Here is a 23,721-nt window from a genome sequence, read left to right as displayed (position 1 = left end):
GCGGGGTTGTCAGTCAGGAACCTGCGGACCAAATGCTGCACGGTGAGAGGGGCCGCGCACATCGAGTACCCGTCAAGTATGCCAGAGGCAACCACGGTTGACCAGCAGGAGAAATCCGGCGCCGACGTCGGGTGCGTCACGCGATGGACGACCGGAGCTTCACGACGGCTGGGCCAAGCCCGTCCGGTAGGCAAAGATGACAGCCTGGACACGGTCTCTGCTACGGGTTTTCGCGAAAATCCGTGACACGTGAGTCTTGACGGTTGCCAAACCGAGGAAGAGATCGTCGGCAATCTCGGAGTTCGACTTCCCCTGGGCCATCAGGGTCAGGACTTCCTTTTCGCGCTGCGAAAGGGCTTCGACCGCCAGAAGGTCCTCCGGATACATGGTTCGATGCTGAGACTCCTCCGCGGGAGGTTTGTCTGTCACTCCGGAGCCCGAGGGTTCCTCCACGATGCGTTGGATCAATGGGAGGGTCACTTCGGGGCTCAGCAGAGCCTGACCGCCGGCCACGGCTTCTATCGCCGTCACCAAGTCTTCGGCGCTCGCGGTCTTCAAGAGAAAACCGCTCGCCCCGGCCTCCAAGGCGCCAAAGAGGTAGTCCGAACGATCGAAGGTCGTGAGCATGATGACCTTCCCGAGGCCCTCCTGGACTACATGTCGGGTGGCCGTGAGACCGCTCATTCCAGGCATCTGGATGTCCATGAGCACGACGTCTACAGGTTGCTCGCGCAATTGATCCAACGCGGATTGAGCGTTGGCCGCTTGTCCCACAACCTCGATCCCAGGCTCGACGGAGAGCACGAGAGAAAATCCCGAGCGGACCACGGTTTGGTCGTCGACGAGGAATATCCGCAACGGTTGGATCATGCCGGTTCCTTTTCGGGGGACGGTTGGGCATCATGAAGTGGGACCGTGAACCGGGTCTTCCAACCGGGCCATGGGGTCAGCGGACCGTAGACGGCTTTACCGCCGAGAACAGATGCGCGTTCTTCCACCCCACGCAGGCCCGAGCCCGTACTGGGGGCCAGGCCGTGGTCCTCGGGACGCACAGGGTTGCCACGATCGGCCACCTCGACCTCGAGCTCGTTGGTTGTCCACGACGCCCGTAACAGGACTTGGGCCTCGGTCGCATCGGAATGCTTGAGCACGTTGGTCAGTGATTCCTGGACCATCCGATAGACCCCGTGGTGAAGAATCGCCGAGAGACCCGGCCCCTCAAGGGTTTTCCCGTCCTCGGCGGATACGGATAGTCGGACCCTCAACCCCATGGATTCGAAATTTTTCGCAAGTTGAGGAAGATCCTGGATCGTCTTGCTCTCGCCTGTCACAGTTCCGACGTACTCGTCGCGGTTGTCGGATTCGCGCAGCAGTCTGAGCACGGTTTGCAGTTCCCCAATGCCCTCGCGCGTGCTCGTCTCGATGGCTTCCAAAGAATCCCTGACAAGCTTCGACTGCGCCTCGTTGAGGCGCACCGTCCTGCCGTCGTCGCCGGCGGCAAGAATGCGACGCGCTCCTCCAGCTTGAAGCCCCACACCGGTGAAATGGTGTCCGATCGAGTCATGGAGATCGCGGGCCAGGCGGAGGCGTTCTTCCGCAACTGCATTCTGGGCGAGACGGTGGGACTGGCTTCTGATGGTCCGAGCCTGTCCCTCCAGACGATAACGCCGCAGCGCCGCGCGCCATGACGCACGGCCGAAGGCCGCCGCACCACACACGTAAGCGAGATTGATGGCCGTCGCGTAGACCGCATAGGCCAGAACCGGGTCAAAGGGCCCCGCGGGCTCAGCACCGTTTTCTTGAAGGTCGTGCAGGATGTCCTCCGAGCCAACCCATGTGAGCATCAGCCAGGAGGTGAAACTGACCACCACGACCAGGTTAACGACCCATACGGCACGCCGACTCCGAGACCAAGCCACCGCCGTGTAAATCGCTGTGAAGTAACTGACTTGGAAAACCACGGACACAGAAACGGTGGTCGCCATGTAGAACATGGGGACGAACACCGCGCTCGCGACGATCAACGTGATCAGAGGAAAACGGCGACGGACCACCAGACACAACGGAGTGACCCCTGCGCCGATATAGGCGGCCGTGCTCGGTCGGCCGTCTCCCGCGCCTCCTCCGAAACTCTGCATGAGCGTAAGGGTCAAGACGCTCGTGCAAACAAGCAGGAGCGCCAGAAGGACATCGTTCCGTTGTTGCGACGAGCTGGGCCGCGGTCGTTTCCAATTCGGGTTCCGGTCGTCATCGAGCCATCGGCGAAGGGCCCAGACTCTCCTGTCGGACGGTGACACCGCGGGGTCTACTTTTTGCGGCGGAGAATCCAGGCCCCAAGACCCACGCCGGCTGCGGTGGCGATGGCCCAGCCTCCGCGTTTGACGGAATTGCTCAGACGCAAGGCGGCCTCCAGATCCGACTTCGGGCCCGAACTTTGGCCGGAGCCCTCGTCCGCCGGAACGAATTTCTCGTATCCAGGCTGATCGGACATGGATTTGCGGCCGTCGATGATCTTGGCGGGCATGTCGGACAGGCCCAGGAGCTGCAGGACAGATTCCGGGGCATATCGCCCATTGTCGTCGGCGGCGTACTTTTCGAGGCGTCGTGAGCTGACCGGATCGAGCCCGAAGGCCTCCGTCAGATTGTCGACGGCTCGGATTCGAGCTGCGTCGCGGACCTCGATCTCTTCCTGTCCCGCGATCTCCGACTGAAGTGCCCCAGCGGGCGAATCCGAGGGATACGTGAAAACCGCCCCGCGGACAGGGCCCCACGAGAGGGTGATGGGCTCTCCGACGGTCGGGCAGAAAGTCGCGGCCCGGTGCTCCCCGTCCGTGTCCAGGACGACCGCACGCCGAGGCAATTCGTCGACGAGGCTGAGCAGGTCTTCATAGTATTCACAAGTCACGACGACCCAGCGCTCGCCCGATGAGGCGATCTCGAACCAGCCTTCCGGTTGTATGGAGCGGATCGCCTGCCGAAGGGTCCGTGATGAAGTCTCGAACATTCCGACTGCGCTCGGCGTATGGGTTATACCGTCACCGGTCTGCCAGGACGCGTATTCCAGTCCTGGGAAGGCCAGGATCGTTTCCATGAACTCGCCCAGTTCCCCACCCAGACTCAGCTGACCGTGTTCATCCGCTCGGGCCACGTGAGTAATCTCCCCGCGGATATGAACAGGCACCATGAGGCGCAGGTTGTTGTCGCCGGTCGTGTACAGCGCAGGAACGGACTGTTCGCGAATGAGCTTCAGAATCCGCTCGCGCTCGGCGTCTGCTCCGGCGCCGGTCACAACGACGCCGCCTTCAGGGGTCTCGGTCAGTCGTCGATGAAGATCCAAGCGCACGGGGACCCACTGCCAGGAGATTCCGTCCTGGTTCGGGGTCCGGTCAGTGCGATGGTCGTCGGTCACGTTGCGCCTGTCCTTACGTATCGTTGGTGCTTATCACGGTACCCGCGATTCTGGACCGATGGCCCGAGAATCCGAGCTTAATTCCATTGGTTCGAGCTGAGTTCGATGACGGCCTCGGTTCCCCGAACCGAGTGCGCTTGCCGCAGTCGTTCGGAGAAACCGCCACTGAGGTAAGAATCCAACGCGTTGAATTCAACGAACTTGTATTCCGTCAACTCTTCTTCTTGCAATTCAATGGGTGCGTCGGAGGATACGACGCCGCCATCATAGATGAAATATGCCGAATCTCCCCAGTCGCCCATGTTCAGGCCGTGGAAGACCAGAAGCATTCTGCCCCAGGGAAGTTCCAGACCCACTTCCTCGAGGACTTCCCGGAAGCATCCCTCCTGCGGAGATTCGCCTGCCTCAACTGTGCCCCCGGGCAGGGACCAGCCGTCTTTGTAATTCGGCTTGACGATCAGCAAGCGATCCGACTCGTCCGTGATCAGTGCCCCGGCGGCAAGGCGCCGGCGCGGAAGCGAGGCGACGAACGCCCGGAAGTCTTCATCGGACAAGTAAGTATCAGCCATATTTACAGGTCTACTTGTCCCCGAGGAATTTCTCAAAGCCCTTGGGCAAATTCATGGAGTCCATGTCGAAACCCTCTTGTTTCCCGAAACTCGAGCCGTTCTTCTGAGCTGGCTTCTGCGTCTGGCCCTTGAGCTCTGCCTCGCGCTTGGCCGGGTTGCCCGAACGTCCCTTTTTCGCATTCTTGCCTTTGACGGCCTTGCGGTTCTTCTTGGGGCCGCCTGACCCACCCATACCGGGCATACCACCCGGCATACCGGGAACGCCCTGGCCGGAAGCCATGCGTTTCATGAGCTTTTGGGCCTGGCCGAACCGTTCCATGAGCTGGTTGACTTCGGAGACGGTCACGCCGGAGCCACGCGCGATACGGGCACGCCGGGAACCGTTGATAATCTTGGGCGCAACTCGTTCATGCGGGGTCATCGACCGGACGATGGCCTCGACGCGATCGATCTCGCGGTCGTCGAAATTCTCCAGCTGCTGACGCATCTGGGCAGCGCCCGGCATCATCATCAGCATCTTCTTCATCGATCCCATTTTGCGGATCTGCTGCATCTGGGACAGGAAGTCCTCGAACGTGAAGTCCTCACGGTCCTGGAACTTCTTGGCCATTCTGTCGGCCTCAGCCTTGTCCCAACTGGCTTCCGCCTGTTCGATCAAGGTCAGCACGTCGCCCATGTCCAGGATGCGGCTAGCCATGCGATCCGGGTGGAACTGCTCGATATCCCCGACGTTCTCGCCGGTCGAGGCGAACATGATGGGCTTGCCGGTCACTGAGGCAACCGACAGGGCAGCGCCGCCACGAGCATCGCCGTCGAGCTTGGACAGCACCACGCCGGTGAAGTCCACGCCCTCGTTGAAGGCGAGCGCAGTATTGACCGCGTCCTGCCCGATCATCGCGTCGATGACAAAAAGGACTTCATTCGGCACGATCGCGTCGCGAATATCGCGCGCTTGCTTCATGAGTTCCTGGTCCACACCGAGTCGGCCAGCGGTATCGACAATGACGACATCGTGCAGCTTGGCACGCGCGGTCGTCACGCCGTCGCGGGCCACCTGGACCGGGTCCCCCGTGGGGTCGTCGAACTCGCTCGTGGTGCCGGGGTGCGGGGCAAAGACCGGGACACCTGCGCGTTCACCGACGACCTTGAGCTGTGTGACCGCGTTGGGGCGTTGGAGGTCGGAGGCAACGAGCATGGGCTTGTGCCCCTGGGCGGTGAGCCATTTGCCGAGTTTTCCGGCGAAAGTGGTCTTGCCGGAGCCCTGGAGACCGGCCAACATGATGATCGTCGGACCGGTCTTGGCCATGTTGATGCGACGGGTCTCGCCACCGAGAATGCCCTGGAGCTCCTCGTTGACGATCTTGACGACCTGCTGAGCAGGGTTCAGAGCTTCCGAGACTTCGCTGCCTGTTGCTCGTTCCTTGATCGAGGCCGCGAATGCTCGCACCACCGGTACCGCGACGTCGGCGTCGAGAAGGGCACGCCGGATTTCGCGGACGGTGGCATCGACGTCGGCTTCGGAGAGGCGGCCTTTGCCGCGCAGGTTCTTGAAGGTCGATGCTAGGCGGTCGGACAGAGAATTGAACACGTGAAGTGGTCTACTTTCGGTGCAGTCGTTTCGGTGCTGTGGTCTCCGGGAGCGGTGTCCGCGGGACACCGCCGGCCTCGGTTGGTCGGTCGGCTTACAAGACTAGCACCGGTCACCTCGCCCAGCGGCATAGTTTCCACACCGCGAACTGTCCGTCCGGCCAGCCGCCGCAGTGTCTCAGATGGCTTGCTCCCCACGTTCTCCTGTGCGCACTCGTACAATCTCTTCGATGGGTTGGATCCAGACTTTCCCGTCTCCCGTGGTCCCAGTATTGGCCGAGGAGACGATGACCTCAACGACATCGATGGCTTGCTGCTCCGTAGCCAGGATTTCCAGCCTGACCTTGAGCAATAGATCCACGGCGTATTCGGCACCCCGGTAGACCTCGGTGTGGCCCTTTTGTCTGCCGTATCCTGCGGTTTCGGAGACGGTCATGCCGTGTATCCCGAATGCTTCGAGTGCTTCCTTGACGGATTCGTATTGCTCCGGGCGGACAATTGCAGTGACGAGTTTCATGTGTGCCTTTCATCGGATGCTCTTGCGGCATGAGGTGGTGCTTCGGTCGCTACGGCGAATCAGCTTCGGACGCCGATCTGCCCCGACGTTCCGGAGACGAAGGCGTATGCCGTCTCGGCGTGGGATGCCAAGTCAATGCCTTGGACTTCCTCTTCTTCACTAACCCGGAAGCCAATGGTCTTCTTCAGGACCATGGCGATCACGAAGGTCATGATCGCCGTGTAAGCGACGGTGATGACGGTAGCGACCACCTGGGCAATGAGTTGGTCCACGCCTCCCCCGTAAAACAGACCCGCATTTCCTGTCGACGGTGTTGCAATGAACCCGAGGGCCACGGTGCCGATGATCCCCGCGACCAGGTGAACTCCTACGACGTCCAACGAGTCGTCGTAGCCGAAGCGGTACTTCAACCCGACCGCCAGTGCACACGCCATTCCCGCGATGATTCCGAGCACAATCGCCCAGCCGGGATCGACATTCGCGCACGCCGGGGTGATGGCCACGAGCCCGGCAACGATCCCGGATGCGGAACCCAGTGACGTCGCGTGACCGTCCCTCAGACGTTCCACGAGCAGCCACCCGAGCATTGCGGCCGCGGGGCATACCAGGGTATTGATCCAGATCAATCCGGCCTGAGTGGCGTCGGCCGCTGCGCCCGCGTTGAAACCGAACCACCCGAACCACAGCAACGCAGCACCGAGCATCACGAAGGGCAGGTTATGCGGTCGCTGGTTGGGGTCCTTCCCGAATCCTCGGCGTACGCCGAGAATCAGGCACAGGACAAGGCCCGCGACGCCGGCGTTGATGTGAACGACCAGTCCGCCCGCGAAGTCGATCGCCTCACCCAGAACGGAACCGATCGCTCCCTCCGCCGTGAAGAGTCCGCCATCGGCCCAGACCATGAAAGCCAAGGGCGCGTAAACAAGGGTGATCCAGAGAGGAACGAATACACACCAGGTTCCGAATTTCGCTCGGTCAGCGATCGCTCCCGAGATGAGGGCGACCGTGATGATCGCGAAAGTCGCGGAGAAACCCGCGGCCATGAGGTCGCCGGAATCCAGTGAAGCGCCGAGGCCGAAGTCCGCAAACGGACTGCCGACGACGCCCGGGATCATGTTCTTCCCGCTGGACATCGAGGATCCCCACAGAACCCAGACGACGCCCACCAGCCCGATAGAGATGAAGCTCATCATCATCATGTTGAGCGCTGCTTTGACCCGGGTCATGCCTCCGTAGAAGAACGCAAGGCCCGGCGTCATGAGCAGGACGAGTGCGGCGGCAATGACGGTCCACACGTCGCTTGCTGTCAGTTGGTCCACGGCCGTTTCCCTTTCGCGAGTGGGATCCAGGATGCGGATCCTCGGCTGATTGGTACAAAAATCAGTTTCCACTCGCTGTGTTTCGGGTTCCTTCACGCCGAGTTTCGAGGGTGTAACGGCAGGGTTCCGAACGTTGCCAGCTCATTTCATCGTGTTTCGGGCAGATGAACGAAAGGCCCGGCCGATGCCGCACGTCTGCGGATCTGCCGGGCCGTCGCACCGTCATACAGTGACGTGGCTGTGTTTCAGTCGATGAGCGCCTCGACGAAACCTTCAGGATCGAAAGGCGCCAAATCGTCCGGTCCCTCCCCGAGACCGACAAGTTTGACGGGTACACCAAGCTCATTCTGGATCGCCACGACGATTCCGCCCTTGGCTGTACCGTCCAATTTGGTCAGGACAATCCCCGTGATATTCACGACCTCGGCGAAGACTTTCGCTTGGACCATCCCGTTCTGGCCGGTCGTAGCGTCGATCACAAGCAGAACCTCGGTAACAGGCGACACCTTTTCGACGACGCGCTTGACCTTCCCGAGCTGGTCCATGAGCCCAGCCTTGTTCTGCAGCCTCCCCGCGGTATCGACCATCAGTGTATCGACCCCGCGTTTCTTGGCCTCGCTGGCAGATTCGAAAGCCACCGAAGCTGGGTCGGCGCCCTCGGTCTGGGAGCGGACGGTATCGACGCCGACGCGTTTCCCCCAGGTCTCGAGCTGGTCGGCCGCGGCAGCACGGAACGTATCGGCTGCCCCGAGCAAGAGGGTTTTCTCCTCGGCGACCATCACACGGGCAAGCTTGCCGACTGTCGTGGTCTTGCCGACGCCGTTGACGCCGACGACGAGGACCACGCCAGGGTTGTCGCCGCTGCCGTCAAGGCCGAGCTCACGGTCCATGGTGGGGTCGACGATTTTGAGCAGTTCCTCGCGCAACATGGTTTTAACGCGGGACGGATCATCTGTGCCTTCGATGCGAACGCGGGTTTGCAGGGCTTCGACCAACCGCTGTGACGGTTCAGAGCCGAGGTCGGCCATGAGGAGGGTTTCCTCGATTTCGTCCCAGACGTCCTGGTCAATTTTCTCGCTCGACAACAAAGCAAGCAGGCCTTTGCCGAGCATCGAGTTGGACCGGGCCAGACGCGCGCGAAGCCTTTGAAGCCGTCCGGCGACCGGTGCGGGCGTTTCGTACTGCGGTCGGGCTTCTTCTTCGACGGGAGGTGCCGCGTCGTCCTTGTCCCGGGTTTCGGGGTAGCCGCCCTTTGGCGCCTTGGGGCCTTTGAGAAACACGAAAGCCAGGCCGCCGAGGACCACGACGCCGGCCAAGATGTACAGGATCAGGATCAGTGTGTCGTTCACGTTTCCAGCTTGCCACATGCCGCCGCATCCAGGCAGCGGCTTGTGGACGCTTCCCCGTTCGCCCGGAGATTCCGCTACGGGTAAGGTGCTTTCCGTGACTGCCGAACCTCCCGAAAGCGAACCCCATATTGATGGGCCCACCGGTGGCGAGAGCATCCGCGAAAGCGGCAGACGGTCTTTGCCTCGGCCTCCGGTTCCGACCGATCTGAAGGTGTTGGTCGTCGCCGCGTTCGTGATCGCCGCTGGATACGGGGTCGTGGCTCCCGTTCTGCCCCAATTTGCGACATCATTCGGTGTAGGGGCCGCGGCAGCCGGAGCCGTCATGTCGGCTTTCGCCCTCATGCGGGTCGCCTGGGCACCTGCCGCGGGACCCATCATGTCCCGCATCGGTGAACGCCGCACCTATCTGACAGGACTAGCCGTCGTCGCGTTGTCCTCTGCCATCACCGCTTTCGCGCCCAACTATGCGCTGTTGGTGATCCTGAGAGGACTTGGCGGCATCGGTTCGGTCATGTTCTCCATCTCCGCGATGGGTCTGATTGCGCGTCTCGCTCCTCCAACCATTCGAGCCAAGGTCTCGGGATACTACGCGACCTCGTTCATGCTCGGAAGCATCATGGGTCCCGTCATCGGCAGCCTGACCGCCACGTGGGGCCTCAGGGCGCCCTTCATCATCTACGCCCTCGCGCTGCTTCTGGCCATCGTGGTCGCCGCGTGGAAACTACGCCCCGCGGATGCCACCACGGATACCGGTTCCGTCCTGCTGCCGATGAAATTCCCCGAAGCCCTATCCATCGGCAGCTATCGCTCACTGCTCGTCACGAGTTTCGCCCATGGTTGGGCTAATCTCGGTGCGCGAGTCGCCATCATTCCTCTGTTGGCCACTGGGCTGGCGGCTTCGGTGGGGGCGCCGGCCCAAGGCTTCGGCTCCGGGGCGAGTATCGCCGGTATCGCATTGGGTATCTTCGCTGGAGGATCGGCGCTGGCCCAGATCATTTTCGGCGGGCTCTCCGACCGATGGGGACGCAAGCCTCTGCTGATCCTCGGCCTTTCCTTCTCGGCGGTTCTCACCGGGATCGTCGGTCTTTCTCCGGGGCCGTGGGTCTTTTGGATCCTGTGCCTCATGGCAGGGCTCAGCACCGGCTTGTACACCCCGTCCATGCAAGCGACCCTGACCGACGTCGTGGGATCGCGCCGGTCGGGCGGAAACGTCATGTCCGCATATCAGGCGTGTGCCGACGTGGGGCAGATCATCGCGCCCGTGATTCTCGGCGCCGTCGTTGACCGAGTAGGCTTCGGCCCGGCTTTCGGAATCTCCGGCGCACTTCTCGGAATCGCGGCGCTCGTCTTCTTCCTGACCCCGCGCACGTCATTCCCGCAATCCGGTTGAGGACCGCACCCCACTCGGCGACGATCACCGCAAGTCGGCGAGTTTTTGCGAAATCACCTGGGTGATGCCGTCGCCGCGCATCGAGACGCCGTACAGGGCGTCGGCGATCTCCATAGTTCGTTTCTGGTGTGTAATGATGATCAGCTGCGAACTAACCTGCAGCTCTTTGAGGATCGTCAGAAGCCGCCCGAGATTACGATCGTCCAGTGCCGCTTCGACCTCATCCATCACGTAGAACGGCGACGGCCGAGCCTTGAAGATCGCAACCAACATCGCTATTGCTGTCAACGAGCGCTCGCCGCCCGAGAGCAGAGACAACCTTTTGACCTTTTTGCCGGCCGGCTTGGCGTGAACCTCGATGCCCGTCGTCAACATGTCGCTCGGATCGGTCAGGACTAGTTTTCCCTCGCCACCCGGGAAAAGCGTTGAGAAGACCCGGACGAATTGCTCCTGAGTGTCGTGGAAGGCCTGGGTGAAAACCTGCCTGACATGATCGTCCACGTCACGAATGATCTCTTCGAGGTCCGAGCGCGAGGCTTTGAGGTCCTCGAGCTGCTGCACCAAGTACGTGTGGCGTTCCTCCAAGGCCGCGAATTCCTCGAGCGCCAGAGGGTTGACCTTGCCCAGCGCTTTGAGGTCTTTACGAGCCTTGGCCAGACGCTTTTCCTGAACTTCTCGGACAAAGGGTTCCTCCCCCTCTACCTCGCCGGCGTCGTCGAGCACGGGAATCGGAAGGTGCGGCCCGTAATCCGAGACGAGCGTTTCCGCCGTGAGGCTCAGCTCTTCGAGAATCGTCTCTCTGAGAGATTCGAGTTTGGCCTCCCGAGTCGCTCGCTCGAGTTCTCCCGAGTGCGCCTTGGAACGCGTCGAATCCAACTCGTCGCGGATCTTCTTCTCTTCTTCGCGCCCTTCGGCCAGGCGAGACTCGATGCCGGCCCGACGCGTCTGGACTCGTTCACGCTCATCCTGGGCGACATTCAGGGAAGCTTCAATGCGTTCCCTCACGGTGCCGATCATCGCCAGCACCAGGCTCGTCGCGGCGTATTTTGCCTTCCTCTGTTTCTCCTGCCGTTCGACTTCGGCGTGTGCGGCGCGTTCGGAAGCCACCGAGCGCAACGCGGCGTCGTACCTCTGCTTCAACTGGTCAATCTGTCCCTGAGCACCACGCAGGCCGAGTAGGGCCTCGGTCTCCCGTGATCTCGCTGCTTTGGCCTCGTCCGCAGCCTCATTGCGCATTTTCTCGGCCCGTTCCAGGGCCTGACCCCCATCGTGGTCCTGAAGTTCCAATGCGGCCGAGACAGCGCCCACGGCCTGTTTGAGCCGGTCGGCGACCTCCGGTTCCCTTGCTTTGAGCTCATCCAACCGGCGAAGCGCCTGTTCGACTTCCTCTTCCGTCGAGGAGACCAAGGTCCTCGCCCTCGACAAAGCGGCAGCGCTCGCGGTGGACTCGCGGCTGATGCGCGCGAATTCTTCGCGAGCGGCGCGTGCCTCATCGCGAACTCGACGGTGTTCTTCGGAGGCTTCACGGTGTGCCCTCTCGGCCGACGCATAGACGCGGCCGAGCTCGTCGACACGTGCCTGTGCCGCTTCGATCCGCGCGAAGATCTCGAGCCCTGATGCGCCCTCGGCGCTTCCCCCGCGAACTTGCTGTTCCTCGACCACGGTTCCGTCCGAAGCGACTATCCGCCAGGCTTCAGGGAGAACGACACCATGCTCCGCATCATCGATGAACCGCTCACGCAGCTGTGCGGCTGACCTCGCGTCGGGGACAAGCGCGCACCGACGCAAGAGTGAGCGTGCCTCGTCCGCGAGTCGCCCTCCGGCAATGGCCTGAGGCGCCCAGGTCACGTCGACGACACCATCGGACTTCAGCGCCCCGAGGTATTCCCCGAATGCCTCATGACCTTTTGTCCCAACGTCCCCCACCTGGCTGGTTGGGCCCAGCATCAGGCTCAGGACGCCGAGGCCGGCAGCGCGCGCTTCATCCAAGATGGTCCCGAAATCCTCTGTTTCCGAGAGGGCGAGCCCATCAGCAACCGGTCCCAATGCGGTCGATACGGCCGCCGCGGATTCGTGGTCCACCGCAAGCTGCTCGCGAACTCGCGAGGTCTGTTCACGGAACCTTTCGAGGATCGCCTCCGTAGCGTCCGCGGCCGGCATGGATTCTTTCAGGGCCTCTACACGAGCCCGGGCGGCGTCGTGCTCGCGACGGACCGAATTCAGTTCCGTCGCCGCGGCATCCAGGGCCGTTTGGCTCCTTTCGGTGGCAGCGTGGGCGGCATCCGATGCTTCCGAGGCAGTCGAGGTATCTTCCTCAGTCGGCCCGGAAACTTCGGTTTGTCGCTCCAATTCGACGCGGTAATCCTCGAGACGCTGACGAATCGCCTCGACTTCGCGTTCCTGTTCCTCGCGCCGAGCGGTCAGCGTCTCGTGTTCAGATCTCGCCGTGGCCATTTTGCCCCGAAGCGAAGCGATGTTCTCGCGTTGCTCGGCGGCCGCGGCGAGAAGGTTCGCATGGTGCTCTTCTGCGGTTCGGGCTTCCTCTTCCCGGTCCAGACGAAGTTTTCCGTATTCTTCATGCCTCGCGCGCGCTTCGACCAGGGCTGCATCCGCTGCCTCAAGGTCGGAGGCGATCCGATCCGCGTTCTCTTGGAGCCGCTCGGGGTCGCGAAGATGCGCACGTCCCACGGGCGTCGATTGGGTTCTCAACCGCTCCTGCGCGAGTTGGGTCAAAGACTCGAAACGCTCCCGGAGCTGGGACAATGCGTACCAGGTATCTCGCGCGCGCGTAACCTCTGGACTCACCCGCGAAGCTTCCGCCTCCAATTCGGCGATCCTCCGAGACACCTGCTCGTGCGCAGACTCCCGGGCCTTGAGCTGCTCCCGGACCTTCTGGAGCTCATCCGCGTCCGTGTCGAGCGCGGTGGAGGCCTGAACCCAGTCGTCCGCATAGATACGGGCCCTCGCATCACGGACATCGTGCTGGATCCTCTGCGCTCGTCGCGCGACCTTGGCTTGCCGTCCCAGCGGAGTCAGTTGACGCCCTATTTCACCCGTCAGATCTTCGAGACGGGAAACGTTCGTTTCCATGGACGCGAGTTTGCGAAGAGTCTTCTCCTTGCGGCGCCGGTGTTTGAGAACGCCTGAGGCTTCTTCGATGAAACCTCGCCGTTCTTCCGGGGTCGCGTGAAGAATGCGGTCAAGCTGGCCTTGCCCCACGATAACGTGCATTTCCCTGCCCAGACCCGAGTCCGAGAGCAGCTCCTGGATATCGAGAAGGCGACATGAGTTCCCGTTGATCGCGTACTCGGAGCCACCGGTGCGGAACAGCGTCCGCGAGATCGTGACTTCGGAATACTCAATGGGCAGAGCGCCATCGGCGTTGTCGATTGTCAGAGAGACATGGGCGCGACCGAGCGGGGCCCGACCGGAGGTACCAGCGAAGATCACATCTTCCATTTTTCCGCCGCGCAACGACTTCGCACCCTGTTCCCCCATAACCCAGGACAGGGCGTCCACGACATTCGATTTCCCCGAACCGTTCGGTCCGACGACCGCGGTGACGCCGGGCTCGAATTCGAAGGAAGTTGCTGATGCGAAAGATTTGAATCCCTTGACCGTCAACGTCTTGAGGTGCACGCCGCCTCTTTTCCTTCCGGTCTGTTCTTCTCTGCCTCGACCTGGGCCGACCGCATATCCCGGCCACGACCGCCCACTCTATCGCGAGATTCAGGGCTGCCGCTGGAATGGCGCCGAGGGTCCAAACAGACGGAGGAGATTTATGTCAAGGGTGAAATCGCCAGTCATCCGCAAAGCTGGTTGTAGAGTAGTACCTCGAGTGCCACTCACGTAGTTCTCAAATCAGACCCGTTCACTTCCGGATAAAGGCTCGTTTAATTGACCGCTAACTCGTCTATCCACCACCGTAATTCAGCACTTCTTTCAGTGACCAAGGTGGAGGCCGAAGAGGTTCTGCCCTCCTCATATTTCGACGAGCAGCTGGCAGGAACGTACAAACGCCTCAAAATGCCCAAGGGTCTCCTCGAACGCCTTGCAGGCATCAGCGAACGCCGTTCGTGGTCGGCAGACAGCTCGTTCGAACACGGCGCGGCACAAGCCGGACGCGCAGCCCTGGAAGAGGCCGGAATCAAACCGGAACAAATCGGTCTCTTCGTCAATACTTCGGTGACTCGCGACAATTTCGAGCCGGCCGTGGCTGTCGGAATTCACCACGAGATCGGTCTCCCCCGGCATGCGCTGAATTTCGACATGACCAACGCGTGCCTCGGCTTCGTCAACGGTCTCACCGTTGCCTCCTCGATGATCGACGCAGGAGCCATAGAATACGCGTTGATTGTGTGCGGTGAGGACCCTTCGCCGTGGCACGAGACGGCCCTGAATATGCTCAATCGTGCCGATTCGACGCGCGACGACGTTTTGGCTCAGTTCGCGACCCTGACCCTCGGTTCGGGTGCCGCGGCTGCCGTTGTAGGACGGGCGGACCGTCACCCGGAAGGACACCAGATCCTTGGGTCCATCTCGCGCGCAGGTACCGAGCACAAGGACTTGTGCATAGGCGGCGAGGCCGGACAAGGCATGAGCACGGACGCCACAGGGCTTCTCAAATACGGTCTGGAGCTCGTGACCGATGCCTGGGACCGCGCCCACGAAGACGGCTGGGACTGGAACGACATGGATTCCTACATCACCCACCAGATCTCGACGTCCCATACGAACGCCATCATTGACGCCGTCGGTATCGATCGTGACCGCATCCCTGTGACGTTCCCCTACTGGGGCAATGTAGCGGCAGCAGCACTGCCGATGACCCTGGCCCTCGAGGCCGAACGTTTGAAGCCTGGCCAACGCGTCCTCTGCATGGGCGTCGGGTCCGGATTGAACACCGCCCTCATGGAAATCGCCTGGTAGCAACCGCCAACGCACAGAAGAGGTACTCATGGCCGCCGCGAATCGGACATCTCGCCCCACGCCACAGCCCGGGCCGATCCCTTTGAAGCGCTGGCCCGGAGTGGCCAGGCACGCGAGCAGGACGTTGCGTGTCAAGTCGAGCGCTGCCGTGGATCCGGGAACGTACCGGACCTGGCACTTCCTCGACAACGCTCCCGAACTCGAACGGGCCGGCCTCGAACCTGTAGGCACGGTGCTCTGCGTCCACGGGAATCCGACCTGGTCCTATCTTTGGCGCGACGTCGTCGCGGCCGGCTCCGACGCCGGCAGTCGCCCGTGGCGTGTTGTCGCGATCGACCACCTGGACATGGGCTACTCGGAGAGGACCGGGACGGAACGAAGTCTTCAAGACCGGATACGGGACCTGGGCGACTTCACCCAGGCCTTGGGCATCGACGAGAACCCAGGTCCCGAAGGTGTCGTGACGCTGAGCCACGATTGGGGCGGCCTTATTTCCCAAGGCTGGGGCGTCGAGCATCCGGAGCTGCATCGGGGCCGGATTTTCACCAACACGGCCCTCTACCACGCAGAGGGCGAAAAGATCCCCGGCGCACTGCGCCTCGCACTGCATCCGGCCGTACACAGCCGGGGCACCCAGTCCACAACCGCTTTCTTGGACGTGACTCTCTCACTGCACCGCGGCGAATGGGATCCAGAGACCAAGAAGGCGTACCGGTCCCCGTATCAGTCGACCAAGGACCGCAACGGTATTCGAAACTTTGTCGCGGACATTCCGATGGACCCGCAACATCGCGCCTACCCGGAGATGCAACGAATCGCCCGTGCCGTAGCCGATGACGACCTTCCTTGCCTTGTGCTGTGGGGTCCCGCCGATCCCGTGTTCAAACAGCGCTACCTGGACGACATCCTTTCCCGGAACCCCGAGGCAACATTGCATCGCTTCGACAAAGCCGGTCACCTGGTCGCGGAGGACGAGGACATTGCTTCCGTCCTGTTCACTTGGCTCGACGAAGCCTTGCTGGGGTCCCCCAAAGTGGTCGAACGCCATCGGGTCGTCCGAGAGAAGGACCGCAAGTCCTCTCCCCTGGCCCTGGACTACAGGCCCATGATTTCCGAGTTGGACGAAAGGCGCGCCGACGACTCTCCTGCCGTCGTGGACATGGGTCCCGTCAACCATGGAGCGAGACCCAAAGCCACGGGCAAACATGCCACGGCTCCGTTGGCAACGATACGAAGGCAATTGTCCTGGCGTGAACTCGCCGAGAAGGTCGACCACACGGCGGAAGTGCTCCGGGACCTCGGGGTTCAAGCCGGAACCCGCGTCAACCTCATGGTTCCGCCTGGCTCCCGGCTCACGACGCTGATCTACGCGTGCCTGAAAATCGGTGCAGTCATCGTCGTCGCGGACACCGGCCTCGGGATGAAGGGGCTAACCCGCGCGTTGCGCGGTGCTTCCCCGGAGTTCCTGGTGGGCATCCCCCAGGCGATGCTTGCGGCCAAGGCCGCTGGGTGGCCCGGTCGCCGCGTTCTGGCAGGGACGGCTCATTCATCAACCCTCAGGCTGCTCGGCGCCGAGGCGGGTATCGATTCTCACTTTGTCCGTGAGCCTCAGCCCACGACGCCGTGGAATGCACCCCAGCCGGACAACGTTGCGGCAATTCTCTACACGTCGGGCTCGACCGGACCGGCCAAGGGCGTCGCCTATACCCACCGGCAGCTGTCGTCGATGCGAGACGCCATCCAGAACACGTACAGTCTCTCCGAAGGGGCAGGCCTCGTTGCCGGCTTTGCTCCGTTCGCACTCCTCGGACCTGCCCTGGGCGCAACATCTGTCACGCCCGATATGGATGTGACCCAGCCCAAGACGTTGACGGCCAAGGCTCTGGCTCAGGCGGTCGAAGCGATCGAAGCCACCGTGGTTTTCGCGAGCCCCGCTGCACTCATGAACGTCGTGGAGACGCGGGAGGACATGAGCGAGGACGAGCGCGAGGCCATGCGGCGAGTGGGTCGCCTGCTCTCGGCCGGGGCGCCGATTACGATGCCGCTGCTCGAGTCCATGGCGGAAATCTGCCCCAATGCCAAGCTGCATACCCCGTACGGCATGACCGAGTGCCTGCCGCTGACTGATATCAACTTGGACCAGATTCGCGAGGCCGAGAAGGACTCGGATCCGGAAGATGGCGTCGAAGGCGCGGGATCCGGTGTTTGCGTCGGGACCCCGGTATACGGCGCACGCGTACAAGTCGTTCCACTCGATGAACAGGGCAACGCGACCGGCGAACCCACACACGTTCAGAACGTTACCGGCGAAATCATTGCCGCGGCTCCCCACGCCAAAGACCACTACGATCGCTTGTGGTGGACCGAACGGGCGTCGGACACCATTCCCGGCTGGCACCGGACCGGCGACGTCGGGCATTTCGACGCGAGCGGGCGCCTCTGGGTCGAAGGGCGTCTCACTCACCTTCTGTCAACGGAGGAAGGACTCTTGACGCCGGTTGCGGGAGAGACGGCGGCCGAAAAGATTTCGGGCGTGCGTCGCGCCGCCGTCGTCGGAGTCGGGCCGTGGGGGGCTCAGGTTCCGGTGGTCGTGGTCGAGAGAGAATCCACGGCGGCGCGGGGAGGATCTCGGGCGGTCAAGGACGGCCCGGCTCCCCGTGCATTGGCACGCGCGGTCCGAGCCTCAGTGGAGTCCGCTACCGGCGTTCGTGTCGCCGCTGTCCTTCAGGTTCGCGAACATCCGACGGATATTCGACATAACTCCAAGATCGACCGGCCACGCTTGGCCACGTGGGCATCTTCGGTGCTCTCCGGGGGAAAAGTGAGGAAACCATGAACCAGAATGCACGCTGGAACGCGCCCAACCCGCGATACCGTCGGGACATTCTGCCGGACAGCTCGTTGCGGGCTTCCAAGGAACGAACCGTCGTCGTCACGGGTGCAAGCGGACTACTGGGCTCACGCGTGGCCATCAAGCTCATCGAACGCGGTTACACCGTCCGGTGTTTTCAGCGCCGGGATGCGGCGGCCGTACGTGAATCCCTGCAGGAAAAGGGCCTCACGAGGTTCGACCAGCACCGCGGGTCCATCACCAACGCGGACCACGTCGCCCGTGCCTTGGACGGTGCCGACGCCGTGATTCACCTCGCCGCCAAGGTCTCGGTAACAGGCCCTTGGGAGGAATATGTCGAGACCAATGTGACGGGCACACGCCTTCTCCTGGAAGCAGCACGCTCGGCGGGGATCCACAAATTCGTCTATATTTCCTCCCCTTCGGTCTCCCACGCAGGCTCGGCCTTCATGGGCCAGGCCAACGAACCGGCCGATCCGGAGAATGCCCGCGGCAATTACGCTCGATCCAAGGCTTACGCTGAGAAGCTTGCCCTTGACTACGATGCCGAGGACTTCTTCGTCGGCGTGGTCCGCCCTCACCTCGTTTGGGGCCCCGGGGATACGCAGCTCGTGGAGCGTGTCATCGAACGTGCCGCCCGCGGCGGCATCCCCCTTCTGGACGCAGGTGCGGCCCTGATCGATTCGACCTACGTCGACAACGCCGCTGAGGCTATTGTCCGCGATTTCAAACGACTCAAGTCGGTTCACGGCAAGCCCTTGGTCGTGAGCAACGGCGAGCCGAGGACTGTCGGTGAACTCATGACCATGATGTGCGAGGCTGCAGGTGTTCAACCGCCGCATCGCACGGTGCCAGCGTCCCTGGCCAAATTCGCCGGCGGAGTCGTGGAGAAAATTTGGCAGAAGCGCCCCGGTCACGACGAACCTCCCATGACTCGTTTCCTGGCGGAGCAGCTGTCAACCTCACACTGGTTCGACCAGCGCGAAACCCACGAGTTACTCGACTGGCGGCCTGAAGTCTCCATCGACGAGGGCATGGAATGCCTGCGTCGGTATTACCGTCCCCGTAATAGCGAGAACACGGCGTCTTTGCGCCCGCTCGTCTGAGCTTCGGGCGGGTCGGCGGCTTGTCACGCCCTGGTGAAGCCTCGAGGGGTCCGCTGGCACGTGGGGCACCGGTAGGACGATCGGTTCATGAACGCCTCGCGGATTATCAGGGTGTCACTCCCTTCGGTCGCGCACCGTCGGCAAGGTTTGCCCTCGCGTCCGTACACGTTGAGACCCCGTTCGAAGTAGCCCGACTCGACAAGTTTGTGACGTTCACTCACAAGCGAGTCGAGTCGCCAGTCGACTCGCGAATGAATCGGCACTCGACTCGCACTCCCAATCCAGCAGGGCAGGACGCGTTGAAGACCATGATACTGAGGTGAGTCGCCGGGGTGGTCCGGGCGCTTCAATGGAGGCATTCGGCCGCGGCGGCGACGTCGAGCCACTCCTCTTCGGGCGTCGGCGCTCCTCCAGATCTTCAACACCTGCCGGTCGTCGCCTCCTGTAGCCCGCCTTGGACGCTCGCCCTAACGGGACAGTTTTCTGAGACCGGCCCTCGCATGATCGCGGGGCATCGGTCTCGTCTCGAGAAGGAGATGCATACGAGCCGCTCCTAAACGACCAGCCGCATGACGGATCCAGTCACCGCCAGACCGGGGCCACTCGGACAGACATCTCATCCACATTCGGCATGTGCTGCTTCACCGAACTCTCCGCCTCCGCGGCCAGCCGGTCGGCGTCGGAGAGGCTCGTCGCGGAGGTGCGGACGAGCGCGTCGCCATGGAGCCTGTGCCCGACCCAGCGCATCCGCACCCGTTCCACCGACTCGACCTCGGCCAGATGCTCCAGGGCGTGCTCGGCGCGGTCGACGAGCTCCGGCTCGACGCCATCCATCAGCCGTCGGCCGACCGAGCGCACGGTACCGACCAGCAGCACCGCGATCATGGCCGAGATCAGCAGGCCTACGATCGGGTCGGCGAGCGGGAAGCCGAGCAGCACGCCGATCCCGCCGGCCACGACGGCCAGAGAGGTGAATCCGTCGGTGCGGGCGTGGATGCCGTCTGCGACCAGGGCGGCCGAGCCGATCTTCCTGCCCACGCGGATGCGGTAGACCGCGACCGCCTCGTTGCCGAGGAAGCCGATGATGCCGGCGGCGATCACCCAGCCGATGTTCTCCATGGGCCTGGGGTTGAGCATGCGGTCGATCGCCTCCCAAGCGGCGATGACTGCCGACAGGGCGATCATCAGGACGATGAACAGCCCGGCGAGGTCCTCGGCCCGGTTGAAGCCGTAGGTGTACTTCCGCGTGGCGACCCGACGGGACAGCACGAACGCGATCCACAGCGGCACCGCGGTCAGGGCGTCGGAGAGGTTGTGGATCGTGTCGGCCAGCAGCGCTACCGATCCGGAGAACGCGACGACGGCGGCCTGCAGCACGGTCGTTGCCAGCATGAGCACCAGGCTGATCTTCAGCGCGCGGATTCCCTCGGAGTGGGCTTCCATCGCGTCGTCGATCGAGTCGGCGGCGTCGTGGGAGTGCGGGACGAAGATCCCGTACAGGAAGCCCTTGAACCCCGTCGGGTGGGAGTGACCGTGCTCGCCGTGGTCATGGGAATGGCCATGACCGTGCGTATGCCCGTGGTCCTGGCCGTGATCACGATCCGCGTGATCGTGCGCGGACGCTCCGCTCTCCTGCTCGTGGTCAGCGTGCGGATGGGCGTGGCTGTGCTCCGTCATGCTTCTGCTCGTTCCTCGTGGTGGTGTGCCGGGACCTGCCCATTGGCGACAGAGTGCTCGGCCTGGAAGATCGCGTCGGACACCAGCTGGGAGGCGTGCTCGTTCTCCAGCCGATAGAACACCCGCTGCCCCTCCTGCCGGGTCGACACGATCCGGGCCATCCGCAGCTTCGCCAGGTGCTGCGACACCGCGGCCGGCGACTTGCCCACGCTCTCGGCGAGGTGGTTCACCGACAGCTCGTCGCTGCGACGCAGCGCGAGGACGATCCGGACTCGGGTCGCGTCGGCGAGGAGCCCGAACACCTCGACGGCAAGTTCCACGTACTGACTGTCGGGGTCGAGCCCGCATATCTGCTTATCTGCGTCCATACGCAGATTATTGCATACTCGAACGTAAGTGCGCATCGATGAGTGCCCCACGAGACGCCACCGGCCGCCCCACGTTCGGCTCGCGAGGACGACGAATTGCCCTGGCCGGCGATTCGGCGGGTCAGTTGTGATCGTTGGCGGCGAAGGCAGAGTGCAGGGTGACGACGATGACGCGGGCAGCGTCATCTCTGTCGAGCCGGCCGGCGGTGACTTCCTCGGCTGCGGCGTTCATGGTCAGGTGAGTGACCGCGAGGAGCCAGTCGACAGGCAGATCCGCACGGAAGACGCCCTCGCGCTGGCCGCGCTCGAGAAGGCCCCGCATCCGGGCTTCGGCCTTCTCGTGCATCTCGCGGATGCGGGCCGGCTGCAGCTCGCGCTGAGCCACCACGAGCACGGCGCGAATGTGCTCCAGGAGCATCCAGCTCGGGGCGATCAGGGCCTCGAACGCCTGGCCCGGATCACCGTCGAGAGGCACGTCGGCCAGGACGGCCTCGGCTCGTTCCAGGCTGTCGGCGAGGGTCGCGTCGATGAGCTCGGCACGCGTCTTGAAATGCCCATAGAGGGTCATCCGACCGACCCCCGCCTCGGCGGCGATGCCGGCGACGGAGGCATCAGGGTCCTTCCTGAGCGCATCCGGCGTCGCCGCGAGGATCTTCGCCCGATTGCGCTGGGCGTCTGCCCTCTGGTTGGCCGTCTTTCCTCGCCGCACCGGCTTCTGTTCACCAGCGCCGGCCGCGCCCTTTCCGTTCGGCATACCCACCTCTAACTCGTACGGGAATATACGAGCTAGTATAGCGGTTAGAAGTCGTACACCGATGCTTGACTTCGGCTGAGGGCCTCCCGGCCCGTGACAACCCTGTCGAGAACGAAAGGACCAATGGAGCCATGAGAACGACGACGCAGAACAAGGAGGTGCGCCATGTCTGAGACGAATGCACCTGCACCCCGGACCGGGGCGAAGCAGTGGTGGGGGCTCGCGGTCCTCGTGATCCCGTCGACCCTGCTGTTCATGATGCTGACGATCTTGTTCCTGGCGGCCCCGAACATGGCTGCTGATCTGAACCCGACTAGCGCACAGCTGCTGTGGATTCTCGACATCTACGGGTTCGTCATGGCCGGATTCCTCGTCGCGATGGGCGTCCTCGGCGACCGGATCGGCAAGCGTCTGCTTATGGTGATCGGCGCGGTCCTGTTCGGAATCGTGTCCATCGCTGCGGCGTTGACGACCAGTCCCGAGCTGATGATCGCCTGGCGCGCCATCCTCGGCGTGGGAGGAGCCATGATGCTCCCGTCCACGCTGGGGCTGATCTTCGTGCTCTTCGCCGACCCGAAGGCGCGAGGCGTCGCGATCGGCGTCTGGGCCGGCGGGATCTTCGCCGGTGTCGCCCTCGGACCACTGCTGTCCGGCCTGCTGCTCGAGGTCTTCGGCTGGCAGGCGACGTTCCTGGTCGCGGTGCCCGTGATGGCGCTGGTGGCCATCGGCGCGCCGCTGCTGCTGCCTGAGCACAAGGATCCGACCGCGAAGATCGATCTGCTCAGCGCATTGCTCCTGGTCGCTTCGCTGCTGGCCATCATCTACGGCGTCAAGCGCTTCGCCACCCAGGAGCCGGCCGGCCCGTCGATCGGCCTGCTGATCGCCGGAGTACTGGTCGGGCTGTGGTTCGTGATCCGGCAGCTGCGCGCGACCCAGCCCCTGCTCGACGTCCGGCTGTTTGCCAACCGCACCGTCAGCGGAGCACTCGCGGTGTTCCTTCTTTCGGCCGCGGCGCTGGGTGGGGTGTATTCGCTGTTCACCCAGTACCTGCAGCAGGTGCAAGGGCTCTCGCCTATGCAGGCCGGACTGTCGATTTTGCCTGCCGCGGCAGTTCTCATCGTCGTCTCGACCCTCTCGCCGATGCTCGCCCGGAGGTTCCGGCCGGGCAACGTGATCGCCGTGGGCCTGCTCACCCAGGTCGTCGGCTACATCCTGTTCACCCAGCTCGACGCCGTCACCGGTCTCGCGCTGGTGATCGCGAGCTTCGTCGTCACCTACCCCGGGGTCGCGCCCTCCATGGCGCTGACCACGGACCTGGTGGTGAGCTCGGTCCCGCCGGAGAAGGCCGGCGGTGCCTCCGGGCTCGCGACGACCGTCAACGACCTGGGCATCTCACTCGGTGTCGCGGTCATCGGCAGCATCGGGATCGCCGCCTATCGCAGCCAGATCAGCGACTCCTTGCCCGATGGGCTGCCACCGGAGGCGGCGGCCGCGGCCGAGACCGGGATCGACGGGGCCATCGCCGCCGCCGGACAGCTGCCGGGCGACGTCGGAGAGGCACTGACGACCGCGGCCCAGCAGGCGTTCACCAGCGGACTGAACGCCGCTGGGATCACCTCCGCGATCATCGCCGCCCTTGCCGCGCTCATCGCCGCGATCGGTCTGCGGCACATCCGCCCCACCGGGCAGGCTCACGTCGACGCCGAGAAGGAGCCCGCTCAGGAGTCGTGACGCATCCTCGACCGTTCGTGTCCGGCGGACGGATGAGTCCGCCGGACACGAACGCCGACACCCGCCGCAGGTACACCGAGACGGCGGCTGACCCGTCCCGCGACGAGGCCGCCGAAACACGCCGAAGGAGTCCCGATGACCACGCTCAGAACCACCATCGACACT

17 protein-coding genes are annotated in these 23,721 nt (G+C 63.2%); 5 read left to right on the top strand and 12 right to left on the bottom strand.

The window, feature by feature from the left end; all coding sequences use genetic code 11:
- Positions 1-159: 159 nt before the first annotated feature.
- The 8 genes from sake_RS05775 to ftsY all read right to left on the bottom strand — a co-directional run bounded on the left by sake_RS05775 (position 160) and on the right by ftsY (position 8,750).
- Entirely contained in the window at positions 160-870 is a 711-nt protein-coding gene (locus tag sake_RS05775; RefSeq protein WP_178945598.1) for a response regulator transcription factor, read from the bottom strand.
- Complete coding sequence (locus sake_RS05770) at positions 867-2,138, bottom strand: sensor histidine kinase (RefSeq protein WP_129359806.1); 1,272 nt, start codon at positions 2,136-2,138, stop codon at positions 867-869. Before sake_RS05770 ends, sake_RS05775 begins: the two co-directional genes overlap by 4 nt.
- Positions 2,139-2,305: 167 nt before the next feature.
- On the bottom strand, positions 2,306-3,409 hold the full coding sequence (locus tag sake_RS05765) for a hypothetical protein (protein WP_129359807.1): 1,104 nt from the start codon (positions 3,407-3,409) through the stop codon (positions 2,306-2,308).
- A 77-nt stretch (positions 3,410-3,486) separates the two neighbouring features.
- Positions 3,487-3,978 carry an NUDIX hydrolase gene (locus sake_RS05760; RefSeq protein ID WP_129359808.1) on the bottom strand — a complete coding sequence of 164 codons (492 nt, stop codon included), beginning with the start codon at positions 3,976-3,978 and terminating at the stop codon, positions 3,487-3,489.
- Positions 3,979-3,988: 10 nt separating this feature from the next.
- Positions 3,989-5,566 (bottom strand): signal recognition particle protein, encoded by a 1,578-nt coding sequence (ffh, locus tag sake_RS05755; RefSeq protein WP_129359809.1) that lies wholly within the window; start codon positions 5,564-5,566, stop codon positions 3,989-3,991.
- Positions 5,567-5,743: 177 nt separating this feature from the next.
- Positions 5,744-6,082, bottom strand: a complete 339-nt coding sequence (locus sake_RS05750; RefSeq protein WP_178945597.1) for a P-II family nitrogen regulator — start codon at positions 6,080-6,082, stop codon at positions 5,744-5,746.
- Positions 6,083-6,141: 59 nt separating this feature from the next.
- A complete protein-coding gene (locus tag sake_RS05745) occupies positions 6,142-7,401 on the bottom strand; it encodes an ammonium transporter (protein ID WP_255411250.1) in 1,260 nt (419 codons plus the stop codon).
- A 245-nt stretch (positions 7,402-7,646) separates the two neighbouring features.
- Positions 7,647-8,750: a signal recognition particle-docking protein FtsY gene (gene ftsY / locus sake_RS05740; protein ID WP_129359811.1), complete on the bottom strand. Its 1,104-nt coding sequence runs from the start codon at positions 8,748-8,750 to the stop codon at positions 7,647-7,649.
- Positions 8,751-8,844: 94 nt separating this feature from the next.
- On the opposite strand from ftsY, the gene sake_RS05735 reads away from it, so the two are divergent.
- Positions 8,845-10,140, top strand: a complete 1,296-nt coding sequence (locus tag sake_RS05735) for an MFS transporter (RefSeq protein WP_178945595.1) — start codon at positions 8,845-8,847, stop codon at positions 10,138-10,140.
- Between the two features lie 24 nt (positions 10,141-10,164).
- Here the strand turns inward: sake_RS05735 and smc are convergent, their stop codons facing one another.
- Entirely contained in the window at positions 10,165-13,779 is a 3,615-nt protein-coding gene (smc, locus tag sake_RS05730) for a chromosome segregation protein SMC (RefSeq protein ID WP_178945594.1), read from the bottom strand.
- 258 nt (positions 13,780-14,037) lie between these two features.
- Here smc and sake_RS05725 point away from each other — a divergent pair, with 258 nt between their 5' ends.
- Genes sake_RS05725 through sake_RS05715 form a run of 3 tightly spaced genes read left to right on the top strand, consistent with a single transcriptional unit; the run spans position 14,038 to position 19,026 of the window.
- Positions 14,038-15,069 carry a 3-oxoacyl-ACP synthase III gene (locus sake_RS05725; RefSeq protein WP_129359814.1) on the top strand — a complete coding sequence of 344 codons (1,032 nt, stop codon included), beginning with the start codon at positions 14,038-14,040 and terminating at the stop codon, positions 15,067-15,069.
- A 28-nt stretch (positions 15,070-15,097) separates the two neighbouring features.
- On the top strand, positions 15,098-17,905 hold the full coding sequence (locus sake_RS05720; RefSeq protein WP_178945593.1) for an alpha/beta fold hydrolase: 2,808 nt from the start codon (positions 15,098-15,100) through the stop codon (positions 17,903-17,905).
- The gene (locus sake_RS05715) at positions 17,902-19,026 is read left to right on the top strand and encodes an NAD(P)-dependent oxidoreductase (RefSeq protein WP_178945592.1); all 1,125 of its coding nucleotides are present in this window, start codon (positions 17,902-17,904) and stop codon (positions 19,024-19,026) included. Before sake_RS05720 ends, sake_RS05715 begins: the two co-directional genes overlap by 4 nt.
- A 582-nt stretch (positions 19,027-19,608) precedes the next feature.
- Here the strand turns inward: sake_RS05715 and sake_RS05710 are convergent.
- From sake_RS05710 to sake_RS05700, 3 genes are all read right to left on the bottom strand, one after another.
- Positions 19,609-20,703, bottom strand: a complete 1,095-nt coding sequence (locus sake_RS05710) for a cation diffusion facilitator family transporter (RefSeq protein WP_082470087.1) — start codon at positions 20,701-20,703, stop codon at positions 19,609-19,611.
- Positions 20,700-21,071 (bottom strand): metalloregulator ArsR/SmtB family transcription factor, encoded by a 372-nt coding sequence (locus tag sake_RS05705; protein ID WP_047978437.1) that lies wholly within the window; start codon positions 21,069-21,071, stop codon positions 20,700-20,702. Before sake_RS05705 ends, sake_RS05710 begins: the two co-directional genes overlap by 4 nt.
- A 121-nt stretch (positions 21,072-21,192) precedes the next feature.
- Positions 21,193-21,825, bottom strand: coding sequence for a TetR/AcrR family transcriptional regulator (locus tag sake_RS05700; protein ID WP_030014533.1), 633 nt, complete (start codon positions 21,823-21,825; stop codon positions 21,193-21,195).
- A 165-nt stretch (positions 21,826-21,990) separates the two neighbouring features.
- Here sake_RS05700 and sake_RS05695 point away from each other — a divergent pair, with 165 nt between their 5' ends.
- Entirely contained in the window at positions 21,991-23,556 is a 1,566-nt protein-coding gene (locus sake_RS05695) for an MFS transporter (protein WP_030014534.1), read from the top strand.
- The last annotated feature ends 165 nt before the right edge of the window (positions 23,557-23,721 follow it).

This window comes from Kocuria sp. TGY1127_2 (assembly GCF_013394385.1).
Classification (GTDB): domain Bacteria; phylum Actinomycetota; class Actinomycetes; order Actinomycetales; family Micrococcaceae; genus Rothia.
Note: the sequence above shows the minus strand (reverse complement) of the source record. Positions and strands in the feature narration are given on the sequence as shown.